Source organism: Halomonas sp. H5 (assembly GCF_050613175.1).
Classification (GTDB): domain Bacteria; phylum Pseudomonadota; class Gammaproteobacteria; order Pseudomonadales; family Halomonadaceae; genus Bisbaumannia; species Bisbaumannia salifodinae.
Map to the genome: position 1 here is coordinate 3,445,407 of NZ_CP192510.1, position 21,615 is coordinate 3,467,021.

The window sequence follows — 21,615 nt, forward strand, 5'->3', positions numbered from 1 at the left end:
GCCGGTCATCGGAAATTCCCGGGGCGGCAAAGCCAGGAGGAAACAACAAGTTAAGTAAACTATAGCGTTGCAGCGGCACGCGTCCCCTGATCGATGGCGCGTTTGGCATCCAGCTCGCCGGCATGCTCTGCGCCGCCGATCAGTTGCACCTGGACACCGGCCTCCCGCAGGGGCGCCAGCAGGTCGCGCACCGACTCCTGACCGGCGCAGACGACGATGCTGTCCACCTCGAGGCAGCGCGGCTCGCCGTCGAGGCGAATATGCAGGCCCTCATCGTCGATGCCCACATAGTCGCAGCCGGCCAGGGCCTCGACGCCGCGATGCTTGAGGGAGGCACGATGCACCCAGCCGGTGGTCTTGCCCAGCCCCTTGCCGGGCTTGGAGGCCTTACGCTGCAATAGCGTCACCCGCCTCGGCGTCTCGGGACGCTGCGGCGTCATCAGGCCTCCGCGTTCCCGCACCTCGAGATCCACCCCCCACTCGCGGCACCAGGCGTCGCGATCCAGGCCGGGCGGCCCCCCATGGGTGAGCAGCTCCGCCACATCGAAGCCGATGCCGCCGGCGCCGATAATGGCGACCCGGCGCCCGACCCGCTCCGGGTGAACGATAGCCATGGGATAGCTCATCACCTTGGGGTGCTCGATGCCCGGCAGGTCGAGCTCCCGGGGCTTGACCCCGGTGGCCAGCAGCACGGCGTCATACCCCGCCAGCTCATGCACCGACGGCTCGCTGTTGAGGCGTACCCTGACCCGGCGCTTGTCGAGCATCACCCGGTAGTAGCGCAGGGTCTCATCGAACTCCTCCTTGCCGGGAATCTTGCGGGCATAGTTGAACTGCCCCCCCAGCTCGGCGCTGCGCTCATAGAGCACCACCTCATGGCCGCGTTCGGCCGCGGCCACCGCCGCCGCCAGGCCGGCGGGACCGCCCCCGACCACCGCCACCCGCCTGGGCTCGGCGGCGGGCTCGAGGCGCAGCTCGGTCTCGTGACAGGCCCGCGGGTTGACCAGGCAGGAGGTCAGCTTGCCCTGAAAGGTGTGATCCAGGCAGGCCTGGTTACAGGCGATGCAGGTATTGATCTCGTCGCGACGTCCCTCGGCGGCCTTGGCCACCCACTCGGGGTCGGCCAGAAAGGGGCGTGCCATGGAGACCATATCGGCATGGCCCTCGGCCAGCACCCGCTCCGCCACCTCCGGCATATTGATGCGGTTGGTGGTGATCAGCGGAATGCCGAGCTCCGCCTTCATGCGCCGGGTCACCTCGGTGAAGGCGGCCCGGGGCACGCTGGTGACGATGGTCGGCACCCGCGCCTCGTGCCAACCGATGCCGGTATTGATCAGGCTGGCGCCGGCGGCCTCGATGGCCCGCCCCAGGGCCACCACCTCCTGCCAGCTGCTGCCCTCCTCCACCAGGTCGAGCATCGAAAGACGGAAGATGATCAGGAAGTCGGGACCGGTGGCCTCACGGATGCGTCGCACGATCTCCACCGGGAAGCGAATGCGCTTGTCGAAGCCGCCGCCCCACTCATCCTCGCGCCGATTGGTGCGAGTACAGATAAACTGGTTGATCAGGTAGCCCTCGGAGCCCATCACCTCGACGCCGTCGTAGCCGGCCTCCCGGGCCAACTGGGCGCAGCGCACATAGTCATCGATCTGCGCCTCCACCTCGGCGCCTTCCAGGGCCCGGGGCGGGAAGGGGTTGATGGGGGCCTGGATCGCCGAGGGCGCCACCAGGGCCGGAGAGTAGGCGTAGCGCCCGGCATGCAGGATCTGCAGGCAGATCCGCCCGCCCTCGGCGTGCACCGCCTCCACCACGCCGCGGTGGGCCGCGGCCTCCTCGGCGGTGGTGAGCTTGGCCGCCCCCTCGAAGACCGCCCCCTCGGCATTGGGGGCGATGCCCCCGGTGACGACCAGCCCCACCCCGGCCCGGACCCGCTCGGCATAGAAGACCGCCAGGCGCGCGAAGCCATCGGGGGCTTCCTCGAGATTGGTATGCATGGACCCCATCAGGATGCGGTTGGGCAGGGTCAGGTGGCCCAGGGTCAGGGGGCGAAAGAGGTGCGGGTAGTCGGTCACGGTCATGGCCTCGATTGCGGCACGAATTCAAACAACTGTATGACAGTCTAGCCGAGGGTGACAAGCGGGGCACTCCGACCAAGGCCCAAGCCCCGGGTGCGGAAGCCGGCGCCCTACAGCATAGATGCAAAAGCGAGAGGGGAAGAGGGAGAGAATGCAGATACGAAAACGCCCCAGGCCAAATGACCTGGGGCGTTTTGGGAATCTCGATGGCGGACCGGACGGGACTCGAACCCGCGACCTCCGGCGTGACAGGCCGGCATTCTAACCAACTGAACTACCGGTCCGCGTGGTGGGTGATACCGGATTCGAACCAGTGACCCCCAGCATGTGAGGCTGGTGCTCTAACCAACTGAGCTAATCACCCACGTAGACAAGACTATTTGCACTGCGAAGCGTCAGCCGTGGCGGACCGGACGGGACTCGAACCCGCGACCTCCGGCGTGACAGGCCGGCATTCTAACCAACTGAACTACCGGTCCACAAGGGCAAACCTTCACATTGCGGTAGCGCCTTCAGGGCTACCCGGAAACACTGGCGGACCGGACGGGACTCGAACCCGCGACCTCCGGCGTGACAGGCCGGCATTCTAACCAACTGAACTACCGGTCCACTCGCATTTCCTACGACTTCGGCCATCTCCCTGTCGAGATGGTGGGTGGTACTGGGCTCGAACCAGTGACCCCCAGCTTGTAAGGCTGGTGCTCTTCCAACTGAGCTAACCACCCCTGAACTCGTGGCGACGCATTCTACAGAGACCCCGAGGGAAGTCAACGACTTCAGGGCACTTTTTTCGCTCAGGAGCCGCCGCGATCCGCCCCCGGGGCCCACCAACAGCGGCAGGGCGCGCCACCTCTGAGTTTGCGCCGTGGCTATCGACAACAGCCATCGACAAAACCAGGCCCCGAGACGTCTCCCCGGGAGTGAGACTCGAGGGTCGAGGCGATCGCCCGGGCCGCCTCATCGATCAGCTGTGCCTGAGTCAGCCCCGACGCCTTGCGCGGCTTCCAGTCGTGGTCGCCATCGCACAGGAAGTGAACTTTGGCGTTAGCGGGAAGGTCGTAGTCTTCCGCCTCCGCTCGCGTGCCGAAGGGGTCCCGTTCCCCCTGCAGCACCAGGGCCGGGCAGGTGATATCGGGCCAGTGGGCCAGGCGGGTGCTCTCCGGCTTGCCGGGCGGGTGGAAGGGATAGCCACACAGCACCAGGCCGGGGACCGCCTCCCGGGCGGCCAGCAGGCTCGCCACCCGCCCGCCCATGGACTTGCCGCCCAGCCAGCAGGGCGGCCCCGCCAGGCGTGACACGATGTCGCACCAGGGGCGCAGTTCCTCCACCAGTTTTTCCACCCGGGGCGGCGGTCGACGACGCCCCTCGGCACGCATCCGCTGCATATAGTCGAACTCGATGCCCAGGGCCTGAATTCCCGCCGCGGCCAGCGCCTGACGCAGGCCCGCCATAAAGGCGGAATCCTGGCCGGCGCCCGCACCATGGGCCAGCAGCAGGCGCCCGCGGCGAGGCGCGCCCTCGATCCACAGTGGGCCGATACCGGCCACCTCGCAGCATCCGGAAATCCCGGCCTGCAAGCCCTCGATTACCTCGTCTACGCTGAGTCGAAGCGACGTTGCCTCCGCCATCGTCATTGCGACCTCTTCTGGACGCTATTTGGTCATACGCGATTATTGCATATTTAGCTTGCCTGCCGGCTGAGCTAGAATCGGCGCCCGGAATCTTGACCTGTATCATCATGCGGGCGGTCGCGCTCGGGCACACTTGGCACCCGGGACGTCTCCCCTACACCGCGTTCGATGGGAACCTGACATGAGCACAGCATTTGAACACCCGACCTACAATTACAAGGTAGTTCGGCAGTTCGCGATCATGACTGTGGTATGGGGCATCGTAGGCATGAGCCTGGGTGTCATCCTCGCCGCACAACTGGTCTGGCCCGAACTGAACCTGGGGCTGCCGTGGACGAGCTTCGGCCGCCTGCGCCCCCTGCACACCAACGCCGTGATCTTCGCCTTCGGCGGCTCGGCGCTGATGGCCACCTCCTACTATGTGGTCCAGCGCACCTGCCAGACGCGGCTGATCTCCGACAAGCTGGCGGCCTTCACCTTCTGGGGCTGGCAGGCGGTGATCGTCTCCGCGATCATCACCCTGCCCATGGGCCTGACCACCTCCAAGGAGTACGCCGAGCTGGAGTGGCCGATCAATATCCTGATCGCCGTGGTCTGGATCAGCTATGCCATCGTCTTCCTGGGCACCATCAAGCAGCGCAAGACGCCGCATATCTACGTGGCCAACTGGTTCTATGCCGCCTTTATCCTGACCATCGCGGTGCTGCATATCGTCAATAACCTGGCGATTCCGGTCGAGGCCTTCAACTCCTACTCCATCTACCCGGGCGCCATCGACGCCATGGTGCAATGGTGGTGGGGCCACAACGCGGTGGGCTTCTTCCTGACCGCCGGCTTCCTCGGCATGATGTACTACTTCGTGCCCAAGCAGGCCGAGCGCCCGATCTACTCCTATCGTCTGTCCATCGTGCACTTCTGGGCACTGATCACCGTCTACATGTGGGCCGGTGCCCACCACCTGCACTACACCGCCCTGCCCGACTGGGCCCAGTCCGTGGGCATGGTGATGTCGATCATCCTGCTGGCCCCCTCCTGGGGCGGCATGATCAACGGCATGATGACCCTCTCCGGGGCCTGGCATAAGCTGCGTACCGACCCGACCCTGCGCTTTTTGGTGGTGGCCCTCTCCTTCTACGGCATGTCCACCTTCGAGGGGCCGATGATGGCGGTGAAGACCGTCAACGCCCTCTCCCACTACACCGACTGGACCATCGGTCACGTTCACGCCGGCGCCCTGGGCTGGGTGGCGATGATCTCCATCGGCTCCATGTACCACCTGATTCCGCGCCTGTTCGGTAACACCGAGATGCACTCGGTGAAGCTGATCGCCGTGCACTTCTGGCTCGCCACCATCGGCACCGTGCTGTATATCGCCGCCATGTGGGTCAACGGCATCCTGCAGGGCCTGATGTGGCGTGCGGTCAATCCCGACGGCACCCTGATGTACACCTTTATCGAGGCCGTCGAGGCCAGCGGTCCGGGCTACATCGTGCGCTGGGTGGGCGGCCTGTTCTGGGTCACCGGCATGCTGATCATGGCCTACAACGTCTACATGACCGTCAAGCGCAGCGAAGCCGAGCACGGCGCCATCCCGCAAGCCGCCTGAGCCAACGGAGAACGAGACACCGATGAAACACGAGATTGTCGAAAAGAACGTTGGCCTGTTGTCGGTCCTGATCCTGGTGGTGATCAGCTTCGGCGGCCTGGCCGAGATCGTGCCGCTGTTCTTCCAGAAGGACACCACCCAAGCGGTGGAAGGGCTCGAGCCTCTCTCCCCCCTGGAGCTGGAAGGGCGCGATATCTACATCCGCGAGGGCTGCGTGGGCTGTCACTCGCAGATGATCCGCCCCTTCCGCGCCGAGACCGAGCGCTACGGCCACTACAGCGTGGCCGGCGAGTTCGTCTACGACCACCCCTTCCTGTGGGGCTCCAAGCGCACCGGTCCCGACCTGGCCCGGGTGGGCGGCCGCTACAGTGACGACTGGCACCGGGCGCACCTCTACAACCCCCGCGACGTGGTGCCCGAGTCGATCATGCCGGCCTATCCCTGGCTGTTCGAGAACACCCTCGACGGCCAGGCCACCGAGCGCAAGATGCGCGCCCTGCAGAGCATGGGAGTGCCCTACACCGACGAGCAGATCGAGGGCGCCGGTCGCGAGGTGCGCGGCGAACAGGAGATCACCGCCCTGGTGGCCTATCTGCAGCAGCTCGGCACCGTGATCGAAGGCACCCGCTGATCATGGATATGGGGACCTTTCGAGGCATCACTACCCTACTGATCCTGATCGCCTTTATCGGCATCGTGGCCTGGGCCTATTCCAGACGCCGCAAGAAGGACTTCGACGAAGCCGCCAATTTGCCCTTCGCCGATGATGATGAGATGCCTAACCGTGACCAGGCCTCGCGGAACGAGGCCGATTCCCGACACGACAGGGGAGACAAGAACAGATGAGCAACCTTTGGGACGACTCCCTCTCCGGCTTCTGGAGTGCCTGGATCATCGTCATCACCCTCGGCACCATCGCCTTCAGTGCCTGGGTGCTGTTCGCCAACCGCAAGACCGACAAGCAGCCGGATGCCGAGGGCAACGTATCCACCACCGGCCACGCCGCCGATGGCATCGAAGAGTATGACAACCCCCTGCCGCGCTGGTGGTTCATGCTCTTCGTCGGCACCGTGATCTTCTCGCTGGGTTACCTGGTGCTCTACCCGGGCCTGGGCAACTTCCAGGGCATCCTGGGCTGGAACCAGGTGAACCAGTGGGAACGCGAGATGGCCCAGGCCGAGGAGCGTTACGCACCGATCTTCGCCCAGTACGAAGAGGTGCCGATTCCCGAGCTGGCCCAGGACGATGACGCCATGCGGGTCGCCGAGCGCATCTTCCTCAACAACTGCGCCATCTGTCACGGCTCCAATGCCCAGGGCGGCTACGGCTTCCCCAACCTGACCGATGACGACTGGTTGTATGGTGGTGAGCCGGAGAATATCGTCCACACCATCGCCAACGGACGGAATGGCCTGATGCCCTCCTGGCAGCAGTTGGGCGAGGAGAACATCGAGAACCTGACCCAGCACGTGCTGTCGCTGTCCGGCCTGGAGCATGAGGCCGAGCGCGCCGAGCGTGGCCAGTCGGTGTTCACCGCCAGCTGTGCGGCCTGTCACGGTCCCGACGGCACCGGCAACACGGCCCTGGGGGCACCCAACCTGACCGATGACACCTGGCTCTACCTGGCACCGGGCCAGAGCGTCGCCGACGCGGTTCGCCAGACCCTGCGCAATGGCCGCAACGGCCATATGCCGGCCCAGGCCGCCTATATCGGCGAGGACAAGGTGCACCTGGTCGCCGCCTACGTCTACAGCCTGAGCAACTGACCCCCTCGAGCGGGTGCGGCTGGCCGTCGCACCCGCTCTTCACTCCCCCCCTCGGTCGATTACACTACTGCGGTCACTCTTCTCTCCGGCGCGCCGCGCCTCAGCTGTGGTAAGCCCATGCCAGACCGGATACCTGCACGCGATGTCACCCCTTCCGGGGTCGGCCAGCACGACCCCGCCCAGGCCGTGCAACAGGAGATGTACGCCAAGCGCCGACATATCTACGTGCGCGAGATCAAGGGCCTCTTCCAGCGCCTGCGCCGCGGCACCAACTGGGCCCTGATGGCGCTGTTCTTCGGCATGCCCTGGGTGACCTGGGGCGATCGCCCGGCGATCTGGTTCGACCTCCCCGCCCGGGAGTTCCATATCTTCGCCGGCACCTTCTATCCCCAGGAGTTCATGCTGCTGTCGTGGATCCTGATCATCTGCGCCTTCGGCCTGTTCCTGGTCACCGTCTTCGCCGGCCGGGTGTGGTGCGGCTACACCTGCCCCCAGAGCGTCTGGACCTTCCTGTATATCTGGCTGGAACACCGCCTTGAAGGACCGCGCAATCGCCGCATCAAGCTCGACAAGGCGCCCTGGTCCGTCGACAAGCTGTGGCGCAAGGGCGCCAAGCACGCCGCCTGGCTGGGTATCGCCTTCGCCACCGGCGCCACCTTCGTCGGCTACTTCACCCCGATCCGTGAGCTCGTCGGCGACTTCCTCGGCCTCAGCGTCGGCCCCTGGGCGCTGTTCTGGATCGGCTTCTTCACCGTCTTCACCTACCTCAATGCGGGCTGGCTGCGCGAGCAGGTGTGCCTCTATATGTGCCCCTATGCCCGCTTCCAGGCGGTGATGTTCGACAACGATACCCTGGTGGTCTCCTACGATGCGGCCCGGGGCGAGCCCCGCGGCGCCCGCAAGCGCAGCCTCAGCCACGAGCAGGCCAGGGAAGCGGGATACGGCGACTGCATCGACTGCGATCTCTGCGTGCAGGTCTGCCCCACCGGAATCGATATCCGCGACGGCCTGCAGTACGAGTGCATCACCTGCGCCGCCTGCATCGATGCCTGCGACAGCGTCATGGACAAGATGGGCTACCCCCGGGGGCTGGTGCGCTATACCACCGAACACCAGCTGGCCGGCGGCAAGACCCAGCTGTTGCGGCCGCGCCTGCTGGGCTACCTGGCCGCCCTGCTGGTGATGATCGGCCTGCTGGCCTGGGTCCTGGCCGGACGCGTCCCCCTGGAGTTCGAGATCGAGCGGGATCGCCAGCAGCTCTACCAAGTGACCCGGGATGGCCAGGTCAGCAACCGCTATACCCTCAATATTCGTAACCTCGATGGCCGCGAACACCTTTACCGGGTCGATGTACGAGGACTGCCGGGACTGACCCTGGTCGGCGACGACCAGATCAGCATTGCCGCCAACAGCAGCCGCACCCTGGTGCTGGAGCTACACGTGGATGCCGAGGCCCTGGAGCTGCCCAGCCACCCCATCGAGATACACCTACGCTCGCTGGATGATGACAGCGTTCAACAAACTCGCGATACGCGCTTTATCGGACAGCTCAGGAGATAGTCGTGGAGAGTCGATCCATTCCCCCCTGGTACAAGCAGTTCTGGCCCTGGTTCCTGATCGGCCTGCTGCTCTGGTCGTTCGCCATGGGCACCACCTTCCTGGTGGTGTCGATCCGCAGCTTCGACGGCATGGTCCAGGAGGACTACTACAAGCACGGGCGCGCCATCAATATGGTGCTGGCCAAACAGCAGCTCGCCGCCGAGCTGGGCCTGCAGGCCGAGCTGGTCGTCGATGACCTCAGCGGCGACGTCGCCGTCACCCTGGAGGGCGAGGATCGCCCCGAGGCCCTGCTCCTCGAGCTGATCTTCCCCACCGAGGACGACCGCGATCACACCATGCTCCTCCACCACCAGCGCGACGGCCACTATGTGGGCCAGTTGGAGCGCCAGCTGCAGCACCGCTGGTATCTGCATCTGCAGCCGGTGGGGCAGGCGGCGGCGGAGTGGCGCCTGACCGGCGAGGCCCGCTTCCCGGAGGGGGGCCCCATCATGCTGACGCCGGGCCTCTCCCAGCGCTAGGTCACTCATGAGCCACGCCGAGGCCGAGGAAGCCCTCATCGAGGCCTGCTATCACTGCGGCAGCCGGGTGCCCGCGGGAGCCCCCTGGCGCATCCGCATCGATGATCGGGCGCATCCGCTCTGCTGCCCCGGCTGCGAGGCGGTGGCCCACGCCATCGTCGAGGGAGGCCTGTCCAGCTACTACCGCTACCGCACCGAGCTGCCGGAACGTCCCGACGAGGGCCAGCTGACCCCCAGCGAGACCTGGGCGGTCTTCGATGACCCGGAGCTGCAGCAGACCTTCGTCCACGCTCAGGGGGAGGAGGGGCATCTGGCCGCCACCCTGTCGGTGGAGGGCATCACCTGTGCCGCCTGCGCCTGGCTGATCGAGCATCGCCTCAATGCCCTGGAGGGCCTGGAGGAGAGCGCCGTCAACCTCAGCCATCACCGCCTGCGGGTGGCCTGGGATCCCCAGCGCCTCACGCTATCGCGGATCCTCGCCGAACTGGCGGCCATCGGCTACGGCGCTCAGCCCTATGAGCCCGACGACGCCCAGCGCCGCCTGCACCATGAGGAGCGCATGAACGTCCGCCGCCTGATCGTGGCCGCCGTGGCCATGATGCAGGTGATGATGTTCTCGGTGCCCATCTATGTCAGCGGCCCGGGGGATCTCTCCGAGGATTTCCACGCCCTCTTCCATTGGCTCTCCTTCGCCCTGGCCACCCCGGTGGTATGCTTCTCGGCGCTGCCCTTCTTCCGCAATGCGCTGCGCGATCTGCGCACCCGCCTACTGGGCATGGACGTGCCGGTGGCCATCGCCATCGGCGGCGCCTATCTGGCCAGCGCCTATGCGATGCTCGTCGGCAGCGACGAGGTCTACTTCGATTCGGTGACCATGTTCACCTTCTTCCTGCTCTTCGGCCGCTATGTGGAAACCCGCGCCCGGCGCCGCATGGGCCAGGGTGGCAACCGGCTCTCCGGTGTCCTGCCCCTCTCCGCCATCCGCCTGGAAGCGGATGGCGGAGAGCGGATCCTGCCCGCCAACCGCCTGAGCGAGGGCGACCGGGTGCTGGTCAAGCCGGGCCACGGCGTGCCCGCCGACGGCATCATCGAGCAGGGCCGATCGAGCCTCGATGAGTCGATGCTCACCGGCGAATACCAGCCGGTGATTCGTGGCGTGGGCGAGGCCGTGACCGGCGGCAGCCAGAATATCGAGAGCCCCCTGGTGGTGCGGGTCACCCATCCCGGCCATGAGGCCCGGGTGGCACGCATCGTCGACCTCACCGATCGCGCCTTCGCCAGCCGACCGCGGATCGCCCTGCTGGCCCAGCGCGCGGCCCATCACTTCGTGCTCGCCACCCTGCTGATCACCCTCGGGGTGGCCGCGCTATGGTGGCTGATCGATCCCGACCGGGCCTTATGGGTAACCCTCTCGGTGCTGGTGGTGACCTGTCCCTGCGCCCTGGCCCTGGCCACTCCCACCGCACTGACCGCGGGCCACGGCCAGCTGCGCCGACGCGGCGTGCTGATGACCCGCGCCGATGCGGTGGAGGGACTCTCCCAGGTCACCCGGGTGATCTTCGACAAGACCGGCACCCTGACCCAGGGCGTCATGCGCCTGGTGGAGACCCGTCCCCTGGCCGACATGGACGAGGCCAGCGCCCGGCGTCTGGCGGCGGCCCTGGAGGCTCACTCCGAGCACCCCATCGCCCGCGCCTTTCGCCCCTACCGGGAGGCCACGCTACGAGCCCACCAGGTGACCAGTCATCCGGGCCAGGGACTGGAGGGAGAGATCGAGGGTCGCTCCTACCGCCTCGGCACGCCCGCCTTCGCCGGCGAGACGGCGCTGCCCGCCCCCGGCGAGGGACAGTGGCTGCTGCTGGCCCGCGACGGCGAGCCCCTGGCCTGGTTCGCCCTCCACGACGGCCTGCGCGAGGATGCCAAGGAGAGCGTGGCGGCGCTCCGCTCCCAGGGCCTGGCGGTGGAGCTGCTCTCCGGGGACAACCCCAGCGCCGTGGCGGAGCTCGCGGCGCGGGTGGGCATCGATACCTGGCGCGCCGAGGCCGGCCCCGAGGAGAAGCTCGAGCACCTGCGTGCCCTGCAGGCCCGGGGCGAGACGGTGGTGATGATCGGCGATGGCATCAATGACGTGCCGGTGCTGGCCGGCGCCGATGTCTCGATCGCCATGAATGGCGCCACCGACCTGGCCCGCACCAGCGCCGACGCGGTACTCTTGAGCCCACGCCTGCTGCGTATCGCCGAGGCCATCACCATCGCTCGAGCCACCCGGCGCATCATCCATCAGAACCTGATCTGGTCGGTGATCTACAATTTCACCGCCCTGCCCATCGCCGCCCTCGGCATCGTGCCGCCCTGGGTGGCCGCCCTCGGCATGTCGGCCAGCTCCCTGGTGGTGGTGGGCAACGCCCTGCGCCTGGGTCGCATGCGCCTGGAATCCCCGGCGCCGCCCCCGGCCACTCCCCGCGTGGAACCCGTATGACGATTCTCTACCTGCTGATTCCGCTGAGCCTGATCCTGCTGAGCCTGGCCATCTGGGCCTTCTTCTGGGCGGTCAAGAATGACCAGTTCGAGGACCTGGAGGGCCCCGCCTACCGCATCCTCTTCGACGAGGACGAGAACGATCTGCCCAAGGAGAAGCGCGGCGCGGCGCATCGAACGGGCAGCGAGACTCCCGCCCGGCCGGACGCGAATACCCCGTCCGATGACGACTCGGAGCCGCCCCGCTAATGGATCCCACCGGCCTGGGGCTGCCGCCGCTGGCGGCGGCCTTCGTCTTCGGCCTGCTGGGGGGTGCCCACTGCATCGGCATGTGCGGCGGCATCATGAGCGCCCTGACCTTCGCCGTGCCCCCCAGCATGCGCTCCCCGGCACGCCTCGGCGGCTTGCTGCTGGGCTATAACCTGGGACGCGTCACCAGCTATATGCTGGCCGGCGCCCTGGTGGCGAGCCTCGGCACCCTGATCGGCACCGCCCATGACGGGCTGCGCCTGAGTCTCCAGGTGGTGGCGGCGCTGATGCTGATCCTGATGGCGCTGTATATCGCCGACTGGTGGAAGGGGCTGCTGCGGATCGAGGCCCTGGGGCGCCGCCTGTGGCGCCACCTGGAACCCCTGGGTCGGCGGCTGATGCCGGTGGTCAGCCTACCCCAGGCCACCGCCCTGGGAGCGCTCTGGGGCTGGCTGCCCTGTGGCCTGGTCTATTCCATGCTGGCCTGGAGCCTGGCCATGGGGGAGCCCCTCCAGGGCGCCCTGCTGATGCTGGCCTTCGGCCTCGGCACCCTGCCGGCCCTGCTGGCCACCGGGCTGGCGGCACGCAGCCTGGGCCACCTGATCCGCCATCCGGCCACCCGCAGCCTGGCGGCGCTGGCCATTATCGCCTTCGCCCTCTGGCAGCTCTGGAGCCTGCAGGCCCAGGTCGACTCCCATGCCACCCATACGCCAGTGCCGGGCGAGCACTCGCACCGATCGCCCCCGGCCACCGCGAGCGAGCACTTACACTGATCGTCGCGCCCTTGACCCAGCTCAAGGGCGCCGGGCCCGCCAGCCGCTAGCATAGGAACATCGCTTCGGCCGGAGAGTCTTGCCATGCTGTTTCCTCCCCCTATCGCGCCCTCCCCGGCCACCGTCTGGGATGCGGCGCTGATCCGTCGCTACGACATCAGCGGCCCCCGCTATACCTCCTATCCCACGGCGCTCTCCTTCGCGGAGTTCGGCCCCGGGGAGTACACCGCCGCCCTGGAGCGCGGCAACGCCTCCAGGCGACCGCTGTCGCTCTATGTGCATATCCCCTTCTGCCGGCGCATCTGCTTCTACTGCGCCTGCAACAAGATCGCCACCAAGGATGTGCGCCTGGCGGAGCCCTACCTGGCACGGCTCGACCGGGAGATGGTGCTGACCAGCCGCCATCTGGACACCTCGCGGCCGGTCGACCAACTGCACTGGGGCGGCGGCACTCCCACCTTCCTGACCCTGGACCAGATGAGCGAGCTGATCGACCGCCTGGATGCCCGCTTCGGCCTCTCCGGCGACCGCGATCGGGACTACGCCATCGAGATCGATCCCCGGGAGGCGGACGTGCTGACCCTGCGCCACCTCCAGGCATTGGGCTTCAACCGCCTGAGCCTGGGGGTCCAGGACCTGGATCCCCGGGTCCAGAAGGCGATCAACCGGGTGCAGCCCCGGGTAATGACCGAGAGCCTGATCGACGAGGCGACGCGGCTCGGCTTTCAGTCGCTGAACCTGGACCTGATCTATGGCCTGCCACTGCAGACCCGGGCGAGCTTCGCCGCCACCCTGGAGCAGGTGATCGACCTGGCCCCGGCGCGGTTGTCCATCTTCAACTACGCCCATCTGCCGGAACGCTTCGCCCCCCAGCGGCGCATCGCCGCCACCGACCTGCCCAGTAGCGAGGAGAAACTCGGCATCCTGCGGGACACCATCGAACGCCTCCAGGCCGCCGGCTATGTGCATATCGGCATGGATCACTTCGCCCGCCCCGACGACAGCCTGGCCGTGGCCCAGCGCCAGGGCAGCCTGCAACGCAACTTCCAGGGCTATTCCAGTCATGCCGACAGCGACCTGGTGGGGCTCGGCGTCTCCGCCATCAGCCGGGTCGATGACGTCTATGCCCAGAACCCCACCGCCCTGGGCGATTATGAAGCGGCCCTGGACGACGGCCGCCTGGCCACCATCAAGGGGCTGCGCCTGAGCTTCGACGATCGCCTGCGGCGCCACGCCATCGAGCGGCTGATGTGCGATATGGCCCTCGACCTGGCCGCCCTGGGTGAGGCCTTCGGGGTGGATGCCGAGGCCTACTTGGGCGATGCCTTGACCAAGCTGGCGCCGGCCATGGCCGATGGCCTGATCATCCGCCGTGGCCCACGCCTGGAAGTGACCCCGGTGGGGCGCCTGCTGATCCGCCATCTGGCCATGGCCTTCGATGCCCATCTCCCCGGTCAGGGAGGGAGCCGCTATTCCAGGGTGCTATAAGGGAAGCGACGAGACCACCGCCAATCCCCCCGGCTCGCTGCCCGCCATCCAGGGCCTGCGGTCAGGGGCCGGGCATCATGCCAAAGGCGATACAGGAAGTGACGAGGTAATCGATGAACTCGCTTTGCCAGCCAACGAAGGTTCTCCATAATGGAGGGTGTAGTCCCGTCACGGAGAGACCCATGCCGCCCAACGCCCTGGAACGCCGCCGCGCCCGCCTGCAGCAGCCCCACTGCCAGACCTGCAGCCTGGCGTCGCTGTGCCTGCCCCTGGCACTGCAGCTCGAGGACCTGGATCAGTTCGATGCCATTATTCGCCGCCGTGCGCCCCTCAAGAAGGGCGAGGCGCTGTTTCGCCAGGGCGATGCCTTCACCAGCGTCTTCGCGGTGCGCTCCGGCAGCCTCAAGCAGGTCACCAGCGTCGGCGGCGAGGAGCAACTGACCAACTTCTACCTGCCCAGCGAGCTGGTGGGCCTGGATGGCATCGACGAGTCCACCTATCCGGGCAGCATGGTGGCCCTGGAGACCACCACGGTGTGCGAGATTCCCTTCGACCGCCTCAATAACCTGGCCGAGGACCTGCCGGAGCTGCGCCTGCAGCTCTACCGCAGCATGAGCAAGGAGATGCGCGACGATCGCCGCATGATCCGCCTGCTCTCCCGCAAGACCGCCGACGAACGGCTGGCCAGCTTCCTCACCGGCCTCTCCGAGCGCTTCCGCCGCCGCGGCTACTCCGCCTACAGTTTCCGCCTCTCCATGTCCCGGGCCGATATCGGCAACCATCTGGGCCTGGCGGTGGAGACGGTGAGCCGCATCCTGGGGCGCTTCCAGAGCCAGGGCCTGGTGGCCGTCTCAGGCCGCGAGGTCAATATCCTCGACCTCCATACCCTGGCCCAGTTGGCCGAAGGGGAAGGGTGTCTCTGACGCGCGATGCGCGAGCGGGATAGCCGCCTAAACGACACCGCCCCCATGGCCAGGCCATGGGGGCGGTTTGTCTTTCAGCTCCCGGCGCAGCCGGGGGTGGGCTTATAGCTCCTGAAAGAGGTCGATGCGGTCGGCCTGCCTCCTGGCCTGCTTCTCTTCCAGGCCGGCGAAGTCGAAGAGCTCCCGGTCGGCCAGTTGGGAGGGCGCCACATTGGTGACCGCCTTGAACATGTTCTCCAGGCGCCCCGGGTGCTTGGCCTCCCACTCGGCGAGCATCTCCTTGACCACCTGGCGCTGCAGGTTGGGCTGGGAGCCGCAGAGGTTGCAGGGAATGATGGGGAACTCCATCAGCCGCGAGAACTCGGCGATATCCGCCTCCCGGCAGTAGGCCAGGGGGCGGATGACGATATTCTTGCCGTCGTCGGAGAGTAGCTTGGGGGGCATCGCCTTGAGGCTGCCGCCGAAGAACATATTGAGGAAGAGGGTCTCGAGGATATCCTCGCGGTGGTGGCCCAGGGCGATCTTGGTGGCGCCGATCTCCTCGGCGAAGCCGTAGAGGGAGCCGCGCCGCAGCCGCGAGCAGAGCGCACAGGTGGTCTTGCCCTCGGGGGTCTTCTCCTTGACCACCGAGTAGGTGTCCTTCTCGAGGATATGGTAGTCGACGCCCAGCGTGTCCAGATACTCCGGCAGCACATGCTCGGGGAAGCCGGGTTGCTTCTGATCCAGGTTGACGGCCACCAGGGAGAAGTTGACCGGGGCGTTGCGCTGCAGGTTGCGCAGGATCTCCAGCATGGTGTAGCTGTCCTTGCCACCGGAGAGGCAGACCATCACCTTGTCGCCTTCCTGGATCATCCCATAATCGATGATGGCGTTACCCACCTGGCGACGCAGCCGCTTCTGCAGCTTGTTGAACTCGCGCTTCTGCTTGGCCAGGGTAGCGGCCTCCGACGCCGGCTCGGCATCGCGGGGGCGGGCATCCGTCAGGGTCGACATGGTCACACCGGGGTTGGAGAAAATGGGGCAATATTCTAGCACCCCGCCCCATGGCTGCCTATGCCGCCGACCGGCGCCGTGGATCTATCGCAGTTAGCTTTGTGGCCCGGGGCTATCCTGGGGGCAGGCCGTCGCGGGGCACTGTGAACCCCTCCCTGGGCGCTACTTTTGCCCTGCTACGCTCTCGCTTCCTGCTCCGCTTGCAGGACCGGTGCTGGCCATCCATGGCCAGCCCGTTCGGAGCCATGCTCCTCACCCCTGGCAAAAACCCCCCGCTCCACCCTGCCCCCAGCGCCCCTTAGCCATTCCAACTACGATAGCCCTGACCGGCACCGGCATCATCGGCAGAGCCGGGTCAGCCGGCGCAGCGACGTCACCAGGACGCTGACGAGTAGCGAGCGACTAGCGTGGGATCGACAGGGATGTCGAGACCAGGGGCGGCGAGAGGGACCTCGGTCCGGCCCGACGCGTCAGTCGCGAGCGCAGCGTCAGGGTTTCGTCCTGGTGAGGAGCGAGACGGCAGACCCGGCTAATGAGAAACGCCGCACAAGAGCCATCCAATAAGCTTGCTAACCCACCAGCCCCCGCTGCACGCGGGTATACATCAGCGCCGTGGTCACCGCATCGCCCAGGGCGGTATGACGGCCCATCACCGGCACCTCCAGGGCCCGGGCCACCGCCTCGAAACGCAGGTTGGGAATCGCCTCCGGCTGGCGGCGACGCAGCGCCTTGGCATAGACCCGGGAGACCTCCACCCGGGCATTGGGCAGCTCGAAGCCCAGGTGGGCACGCAGGTAGCGGTTGAGGATCGCCAGGTCGAATTCCAGGCACCAGCCCACCAGGGGGCGATTGCCGACGAAATCGAGGAACTTGGCCAGGGCCGCCTCGATGGAGTCGCCCCCCTCCAGGTCGATGCCGCGCAGGCCATGGATGCGGATCGAATCGCCGGTCAGCGAGGCGGGGCGGGTCAGGCGCAGGTCCAGCGACTGGCTGGTCAGCACCCGGTCGCCCTTGAGACGCACCGCCGCCAGGGAGACCAGCTCCGCCCGGCGGGTATCCAGGCCGGTGGTCTCGCAATCGATGGCCACCATCTCATCGCCGGTATAGGGATTGAACAACCAGCCATACTCGCCATTCGCCTGGCGGCGGCGATCGCTGGCACGACGCAGGACCCTCAACATGACGGTTTCCTTGTCCTTGTTATGCTCATGAATACTCCAGGTGATAACGCTGAGAGAGCCGCTGCTTGAAGTCCTTGACCATATGCAACGCCTCCCGTAGCAGGTCCCGCTCCAGGGACGACAAGCGCTGTACCACCACCCGATTGGTGTCCTCGCCCTCGTGCTCGCCATGCAGCCGCGCCAGCTGCTGCTTGAGGCGCAGCTCGGTGAACAGCGACAGGGCCTCGCCCAGGTCCTCCGCGAAACGCGCCTCGAGGCGCCCGTCCGCGGCCAGCGCCTCCAGCCGCGCCAGGGTCGAGGTGGGTCGGATGCCCCGCTCCAGGGCCAGGGTGCGCACCCCATGGACGATGGGGAAGATGCCGCCCTTCTTGATATCGATGCCGTGCTGGGGCTTCTTCAGGGAGCCGAACAGGGTCAGCGGCGTGGAGAAGCGCAGGGCGGTGCGGGCGAAATAGGAGAGCAGGATCTCGTCCCGGGAACAGCGGGCGAAGAGCTCGTCGCGCAGGGCGTCCAGCAGGGCTGGGTTACCCGCCACGCCATGGGCATCGAGCAGGATCGCCAGTTTCATCAGGGCATCGCCATCGCGGGCCTCGGCCCAGCGCCCGAGGCGCTGCTTCCAGGCGGAGAGGCTGGCCACCCAGGCCGGGTTGGAAACCATGATATTGCCGGGACAGGGGGGGTAACCGAGGCGGATCAGGGTCTCGGTAAAGGCGTTCATCCGCTCGCCCAGTTCCGGCCACGCCAGATCATCGGCGAGGATCAGGCCATTGTCCTGGTCGGTCTTGAGGATCTGCTCGCCGCGCCCCTCGCTGCCCATCACCATCAGGCAACTATCGGCGCGGTAGCGCTCGTCCACCATGAAGGCCCAGGCCTTGCTCATGATGCGCCCATTCAGGGCCGCCAGCAGGTCCATGGCGAAGCGCAGCTTGACCCCCTGGGCCATCAGCGCCTGGACCAGCTCCGGGGTCCGGGCGCTGGCCCGCACCAGCTCCTCCAGGCTGTCGGCCTGCTCCACCTGCAGGCTGACCACATAGCTGCGGCTGGAGAAGTAGCTGAGCACATCGGTGAGTTCCACCACCCCCACCGGTCGGTCGCCGTCCACCACCACCACCCGCGCCACCTCGTGGCGGGTCATCTCCACCAGGGCCTGGAAGAGATACTGGCCGGGTGCCGCGGTGACCAGATCGAAATGGGCGATGCCGGCCACCGGGCTGGCGGTGCTCATCCCCTGTTCCACCAGAGCGTTGAGCAGGTCGGTCTTGGTCAACATGCCGAAGCGATCCCCCTCGCCCACCAGCAGGCTATCGACGCGACGCTCGTTCAAGGCCGCCACCGCCTCGGCGATGCTGGTCTCGCCGCCCAGGCGCAGCGGCTCGCGCATGCACTCCTCGATACGCGCCAGCATAAAGCCGGCCATGGTGACGCCGCCCTCGGCGCGCCGCTCGGTCAGCAGCCGCGCCTTGTGGGAGAGACTCTGGCGGAAGAATTCGGCGAAGGGCGGATAGTGCTCGCAGAGCTCACGGAACAGCGCCTTGGGCAGCAGATAGCAGAGGCTCTCCTGCTCCGCCTTGAAGCGGTAGCGACTCTTGCCATTGAGGATGCTGATGGCACCGAACAGGTCGCCGGCGGTGTAGTGACCGATCCGCGAGGCGGCGCTGGGCAGGGTCGGGTCCAGTTCCGCCACCTCACCTTTATGGATCAGATAGACGTACTCACCGGCCTGTCCCGCATCGAGGATGATCTCCTCCCTGTCGAAGTAGGCCAGGTCGACGCCACCTCGCACGCGCCCCCGCCCCGCCTCGTCGAGCAGGGTAAAAGGGGGCTGAGAGAGATCGACATCGACCATGGGGGCGCCTCGATAAGAGAGGAGAGTCATTGCAGAGTAGCAAAGCCATCGCCCCGCCAACTGCTAGACCAATGTCCTACCTCGACCGCCGCTCATCGCGGGTTAGACCATAGTCACAACCGAGGCGTTAGACCATGGTTCAAGTCGCTTTCAGATATCGACTTTTGTTCGGGCCAATCACGCTCCTTGTTCGCCTATACCATCGTCCAATACTCCCGACACTCGCTCGGCACTCATCGCACAGAATTCACTATAAATCATTGATACAAAAACATTTATTAAATAAGAAACCGTTAAGTAAAAAGTCGTGATACCAAAGTCTGGGATTTCTTTTCCCCGACCTTTGACCACTATCAATCAGGCATATTTCGGCCATCCACCCTACCGATACCACACTCGATCTCTCTCAACCCAAGAACAAGCGGAGAGCACCACTATGGCAGATGAAAAATCCAATGCCGCGACCTACTGGTCGGCGAACGTTCGCCTGATCACCGGCTGCCTGATCGTTTGGGCCCTGGTCTCCTACGGTTGCGCCATCCTGTTTCGCCCCCTGCTGGCCGGCATCCCCGTCGGGGGCACCGACCTGGGCTTCTGGTTCGCCCAACAGGGTTCCATCCTGACCTTTATCGGCATCATCTTCTTCTACGCCTGGAAGATGAACAAACTCGACGAGAAGTTTGGCCTGGGGGAGTAAGCCGACTATGAGCCAATTTGCCATCAACCTGCTGTTCGTGGGGGCCTCCTTCGCCCTCTATATCGGCATCGCCATCTGGGCGAGGGCCGGTTCCACCAAGGACTTCTATGTGGCGGGCGGCGGCGTCCATCCGGTGACCAACGGCATGGCCACCGCCGCCGACTGGATGTCCGCCGCCTCCTTTATCTCCATGGCCGGCCTGCTGGCCTCCGGGGGCTATGCCAACTCCACCTTCCTGATGGGCTGGACCGGCGGCTACGTCATCCTGGCCATGCTGCTGGCGCCCTACCTGCGCAAGTTCGGCAAGTTCACCGTGCCGGACTTTATCGGTGACCGCTTCTACAGCAAGACGGCACGCCTGGTGGCGGTCATCTGCCTGATCGTCGCCTCGGTGACCTACGTCATCGGCCAGATGACCGGCGCCGGCGTGGCCTTCTCGCGCTTCCTCGAGGTGCCCAACACCGCGGGTATCTGGATCGCCGCGGCCATCGTCTTCCTCTACGCCGTGTTCGGCGGCATGAAGGGCATCACCTATACCCAGGTGGCCCAGTACATCGTGCTGATCATCGCCTACACCATCCCGGCGGTGTTTATCGCCCTGCAACTGACCGGCAACCCCATCCCCATGTTCGGCATGTTCAGCACTCACACCGAGTCCGGCGTGTCGCTGCTGACCAAGCTCGACGAGGTGGTCAATGCCCTGGGCTTCCGCGACTACACCGCCGACGTGGACAACAAGCTCAATATGGTGCTGTTCACGCTGTCGCTGATGGTGGGTACCGCGGGTCTGCCCCACGTCATTATCCGCTTCTTCACCGTGCCCAAGGTGGCCGATGCCCGCTGGTCCGCCGGCTGGGCCCTGGTGTTTATCGCCCTGCTCTACCTCACCGCACCGGCCGTGGGCTCCATGGCGCGCCTCAACCTGATGACCACCGTCTATCCGGAAATGTCCGGCCAGGTGGAGGACTACGAGAGCGCCGCCGGCGAGGCGATCCTCTATGAGCAGCGTCCCGACTGGGTGCGTACCTGGGAGGAGACCGGCCTGATCACCTTCGAGGACAAGAACGCCGACGGCCGCATCCAGTTCTATAACGACGCCAACCCCGACTTCGCCGCCACCGCCGAGGCCCGTGGCTGGGAAGGCAGCGAGTTGACCGTCAACAACGATATCCTGGTGCTGGCCAACCCGGAGATCGCCAACCTGCCGCCCTGGGTCATCGGCCTGATCGCCGCCGGCGGTATCGCCGCGGCGCTGTCCACCGCGGCGGGCCTGCTGCTGGCCATCTCCTCGGCGATCAGCCATGACCTGATCCGCAGCATGATCAACCCCAATATCAGCGAGAAGGGCGAGATGCTGGCGGCGCGGATCTCCATGGCGGGGGCCATCCTGCTGGCCACCTACCTGGGCCTCAACCCTCCGGGCTTCGCCGCCCAGACGGTGGCCCTGGCCTTCGGTATCGCCGGCGCCTCGCTGTTCCCGGCGCTGATGATGGGCATCTTCTCCAAGCGGGTGAACAACAAGGGCGCGGTCGCCGGCATGCTGTCGGGCCTGATCGCCACCCTGCTGTATATCTTCACCTACCTGGGCTGGTTCTTTGTCCCCGACACCAACATGCTGGCCAATACCCCGGATAACTGGATCCTCGGCATCTCGCCGCTCTCCTTCGGCGCGGTGGGGGCGATCATCAACTTCGCGGTCGCCTTCATGGTCTCCCGGGCCACCGAGGAGCCGCCCCAGGAGATCCAGGACCTGGTGGAGAGCGTCCGTTATCCCAAGGGCGCCGGTGTCGCCACCGGCCACTGACGTTCCGGTACCTTCTGGGCCATAATG

The 21,615-nt window shown here is 66.2% G+C and carries 18 protein-coding genes and 5 tRNA genes; 13 read left to right on the forward strand and 10 right to left on the reverse strand.

Annotated features, from left to right (window positions below; genetic code table 11):
- Positions 1 to 59: 59 nt before the first annotated feature.
- The 7 genes from ACQ1W9_RS15865 to ACQ1W9_RS15895 all read right to left on the reverse strand — a co-directional run bounded on the left by ACQ1W9_RS15865 (position 60) and on the right by ACQ1W9_RS15895 (position 3,709).
- Positions 60 to 2,078 (reverse strand): FAD-dependent oxidoreductase, encoded by a 2,019-nt coding sequence (locus tag ACQ1W9_RS15865; RefSeq protein WP_431024225.1) that lies wholly within the window; start codon positions 2,076 to 2,078, stop codon positions 60 to 62.
- A 204-nt stretch (positions 2,079 to 2,282) separates the two neighbouring features.
- Positions 2,283 to 2,359, reverse strand: a tRNA-Asp gene (locus tag ACQ1W9_RS15870).
- 3 nt (positions 2,360 to 2,362) lie between these two features.
- A tRNA-Val gene (locus ACQ1W9_RS15875) sits at positions 2,363 to 2,439 on the reverse strand.
- A 38-nt stretch (positions 2,440 to 2,477) separates the two neighbouring features.
- Positions 2,478 to 2,554 (reverse strand) — tRNA-Asp (locus tag ACQ1W9_RS15880).
- A gap of 53 nt (positions 2,555 to 2,607) precedes the next feature.
- Positions 2,608 to 2,684, reverse strand: a tRNA-Asp gene (locus tag ACQ1W9_RS15885).
- A 40-nt stretch (positions 2,685 to 2,724) separates the two neighbouring features.
- A tRNA-Val gene (locus ACQ1W9_RS15890) sits at positions 2,725 to 2,800 on the reverse strand.
- A gap of 144 nt (positions 2,801 to 2,944) precedes the next feature.
- Positions 2,945 to 3,709 carry an alpha/beta family hydrolase gene (locus tag ACQ1W9_RS15895; protein ID WP_431024226.1) on the reverse strand — a complete coding sequence of 255 codons (765 nt, stop codon included), beginning with the start codon at positions 3,707 to 3,709 and terminating at the stop codon, positions 2,945 to 2,947.
- 178 nt (positions 3,710 to 3,887) lie between these two features.
- Here ACQ1W9_RS15895 and ccoN point away from each other — a divergent pair, with 178 nt between their 5' ends.
- The 11 genes from ccoN (at position 3,888) to fnr (ending at position 15,067) form a co-directional block, all read left to right on the forward strand.
- On the forward strand, positions 3,888 to 5,312 hold the full coding sequence (gene ccoN / locus ACQ1W9_RS15900; protein WP_431024227.1) for a cytochrome-c oxidase, cbb3-type subunit I: 1,425 nt from the start codon (positions 3,888 to 3,890) through the stop codon (positions 5,310 to 5,312).
- Between the two features lie 22 nt (positions 5,313 to 5,334).
- A complete protein-coding gene (gene ccoO, locus ACQ1W9_RS15905; RefSeq protein ID WP_431024228.1) occupies positions 5,335 to 5,943 on the forward strand; it encodes a cytochrome-c oxidase, cbb3-type subunit II in 609 nt (202 codons plus the stop codon).
- Positions 5,944 to 5,945: 2 nt separating this feature from the next.
- Positions 5,946 to 6,158 (forward strand): cbb3-type cytochrome oxidase subunit 3, encoded by a 213-nt coding sequence (locus ACQ1W9_RS15910; RefSeq protein ID WP_431024229.1) that lies wholly within the window; start codon positions 5,946 to 5,948, stop codon positions 6,156 to 6,158.
- Positions 6,155 to 7,078 (forward strand): cytochrome-c oxidase, cbb3-type subunit III, encoded by a 924-nt coding sequence (ccoP, locus tag ACQ1W9_RS15915; protein ID WP_431024230.1) that lies wholly within the window; start codon positions 6,155 to 6,157, stop codon positions 7,076 to 7,078. The genes ACQ1W9_RS15910 and ccoP overlap by 4 nt, the downstream gene beginning before the upstream one ends.
- A gap of 117 nt (positions 7,079 to 7,195) precedes the next feature.
- Complete coding sequence (ccoG, locus tag ACQ1W9_RS15920) at positions 7,196 to 8,638, forward strand: cytochrome c oxidase accessory protein CcoG (RefSeq protein WP_431024231.1); 1,443 nt, start codon at positions 7,196 to 7,198, stop codon at positions 8,636 to 8,638.
- Positions 8,639 to 8,640: 2 nt separating this feature from the next.
- Entirely contained in the window at positions 8,641 to 9,156 is a 516-nt protein-coding gene (locus ACQ1W9_RS15925; RefSeq protein WP_431024232.1) for a FixH family protein, read from the forward strand.
- Positions 9,157 to 9,163: 7 nt separating this feature from the next.
- Positions 9,164 to 11,635 carry a heavy metal translocating P-type ATPase gene (locus ACQ1W9_RS15930; protein WP_431024233.1) on the forward strand — a complete coding sequence of 824 codons (2,472 nt, stop codon included), beginning with the start codon at positions 9,164 to 9,166 and terminating at the stop codon, positions 11,633 to 11,635.
- Positions 11,632 to 11,883 carry a cbb3-type cytochrome oxidase assembly protein CcoS gene (ccoS, locus tag ACQ1W9_RS15935; protein ID WP_431024234.1) on the forward strand — a complete coding sequence of 84 codons (252 nt, stop codon included), beginning with the start codon at positions 11,632 to 11,634 and terminating at the stop codon, positions 11,881 to 11,883. The genes ACQ1W9_RS15930 and ccoS overlap by 4 nt, the downstream gene beginning before the upstream one ends.
- Complete coding sequence (locus ACQ1W9_RS15940) at positions 11,883 to 12,656, forward strand: sulfite exporter TauE/SafE family protein (protein ID WP_431024235.1); 774 nt, start codon at positions 11,883 to 11,885, stop codon at positions 12,654 to 12,656. Before ccoS ends, ACQ1W9_RS15940 begins: the two co-directional genes overlap by 1 nt.
- 84 nt (positions 12,657 to 12,740) lie before the next feature.
- On the forward strand, positions 12,741 to 14,144 hold the full coding sequence (gene hemN, locus ACQ1W9_RS15945) for an oxygen-independent coproporphyrinogen III oxidase (protein WP_431024236.1): 1,404 nt from the start codon (positions 12,741 to 12,743) through the stop codon (positions 14,142 to 14,144).
- Positions 14,145 to 14,326: 182 nt separating this feature from the next.
- A complete protein-coding gene (fnr, locus tag ACQ1W9_RS15950) occupies positions 14,327 to 15,067 on the forward strand; it encodes a fumarate/nitrate reduction transcriptional regulator Fnr (RefSeq protein WP_431024237.1) in 741 nt (246 codons plus the stop codon).
- Between the two features lie 102 nt (positions 15,068 to 15,169).
- On the opposite strand, the gene ttcA is transcribed toward fnr, so the two are convergent.
- The 3 genes from ttcA to ACQ1W9_RS15965 form a co-directional block, all read right to left on the reverse strand.
- Positions 15,170 to 16,060: a tRNA 2-thiocytidine(32) synthetase TtcA gene (gene ttcA / locus ACQ1W9_RS15955; RefSeq protein ID WP_431024238.1), complete on the reverse strand. Its 891-nt coding sequence runs from the start codon at positions 16,058 to 16,060 to the stop codon at positions 15,170 to 15,172.
- A gap of 569 nt (positions 16,061 to 16,629) precedes the next feature.
- Positions 16,630 to 17,241: a 3'-5' exonuclease gene (locus tag ACQ1W9_RS15960; protein ID WP_431024239.1), complete on the reverse strand. Its 612-nt coding sequence runs from the start codon at positions 17,239 to 17,241 to the stop codon at positions 16,630 to 16,632.
- A gap of 25 nt (positions 17,242 to 17,266) precedes the next feature.
- A complete protein-coding gene (locus ACQ1W9_RS15965) occupies positions 17,267 to 19,087 on the reverse strand; it encodes a putative nucleotidyltransferase substrate binding domain-containing protein (protein ID WP_431024240.1) in 1,821 nt (606 codons plus the stop codon).
- Positions 19,088 to 19,523: 436 nt separating this feature from the next.
- On the opposite strand from ACQ1W9_RS15965, the gene ACQ1W9_RS15970 reads away from it, so the two are divergent.
- Both ACQ1W9_RS15970 and ACQ1W9_RS15975 read left to right on the forward strand, forming a co-directional pair.
- Positions 19,524 to 19,784 (forward strand): DUF4212 domain-containing protein, encoded by a 261-nt coding sequence (locus ACQ1W9_RS15970; protein ID WP_431024241.1) that lies wholly within the window; start codon positions 19,524 to 19,526, stop codon positions 19,782 to 19,784.
- A 7-nt stretch (positions 19,785 to 19,791) separates the two neighbouring features.
- On the forward strand, positions 19,792 to 21,588 hold the full coding sequence (locus ACQ1W9_RS15975) for a sodium:solute symporter family protein (RefSeq protein WP_431024242.1): 1,797 nt from the start codon (positions 19,792 to 19,794) through the stop codon (positions 21,586 to 21,588).
- The last annotated feature ends 27 nt before the right edge of the window (positions 21,589 to 21,615 follow it).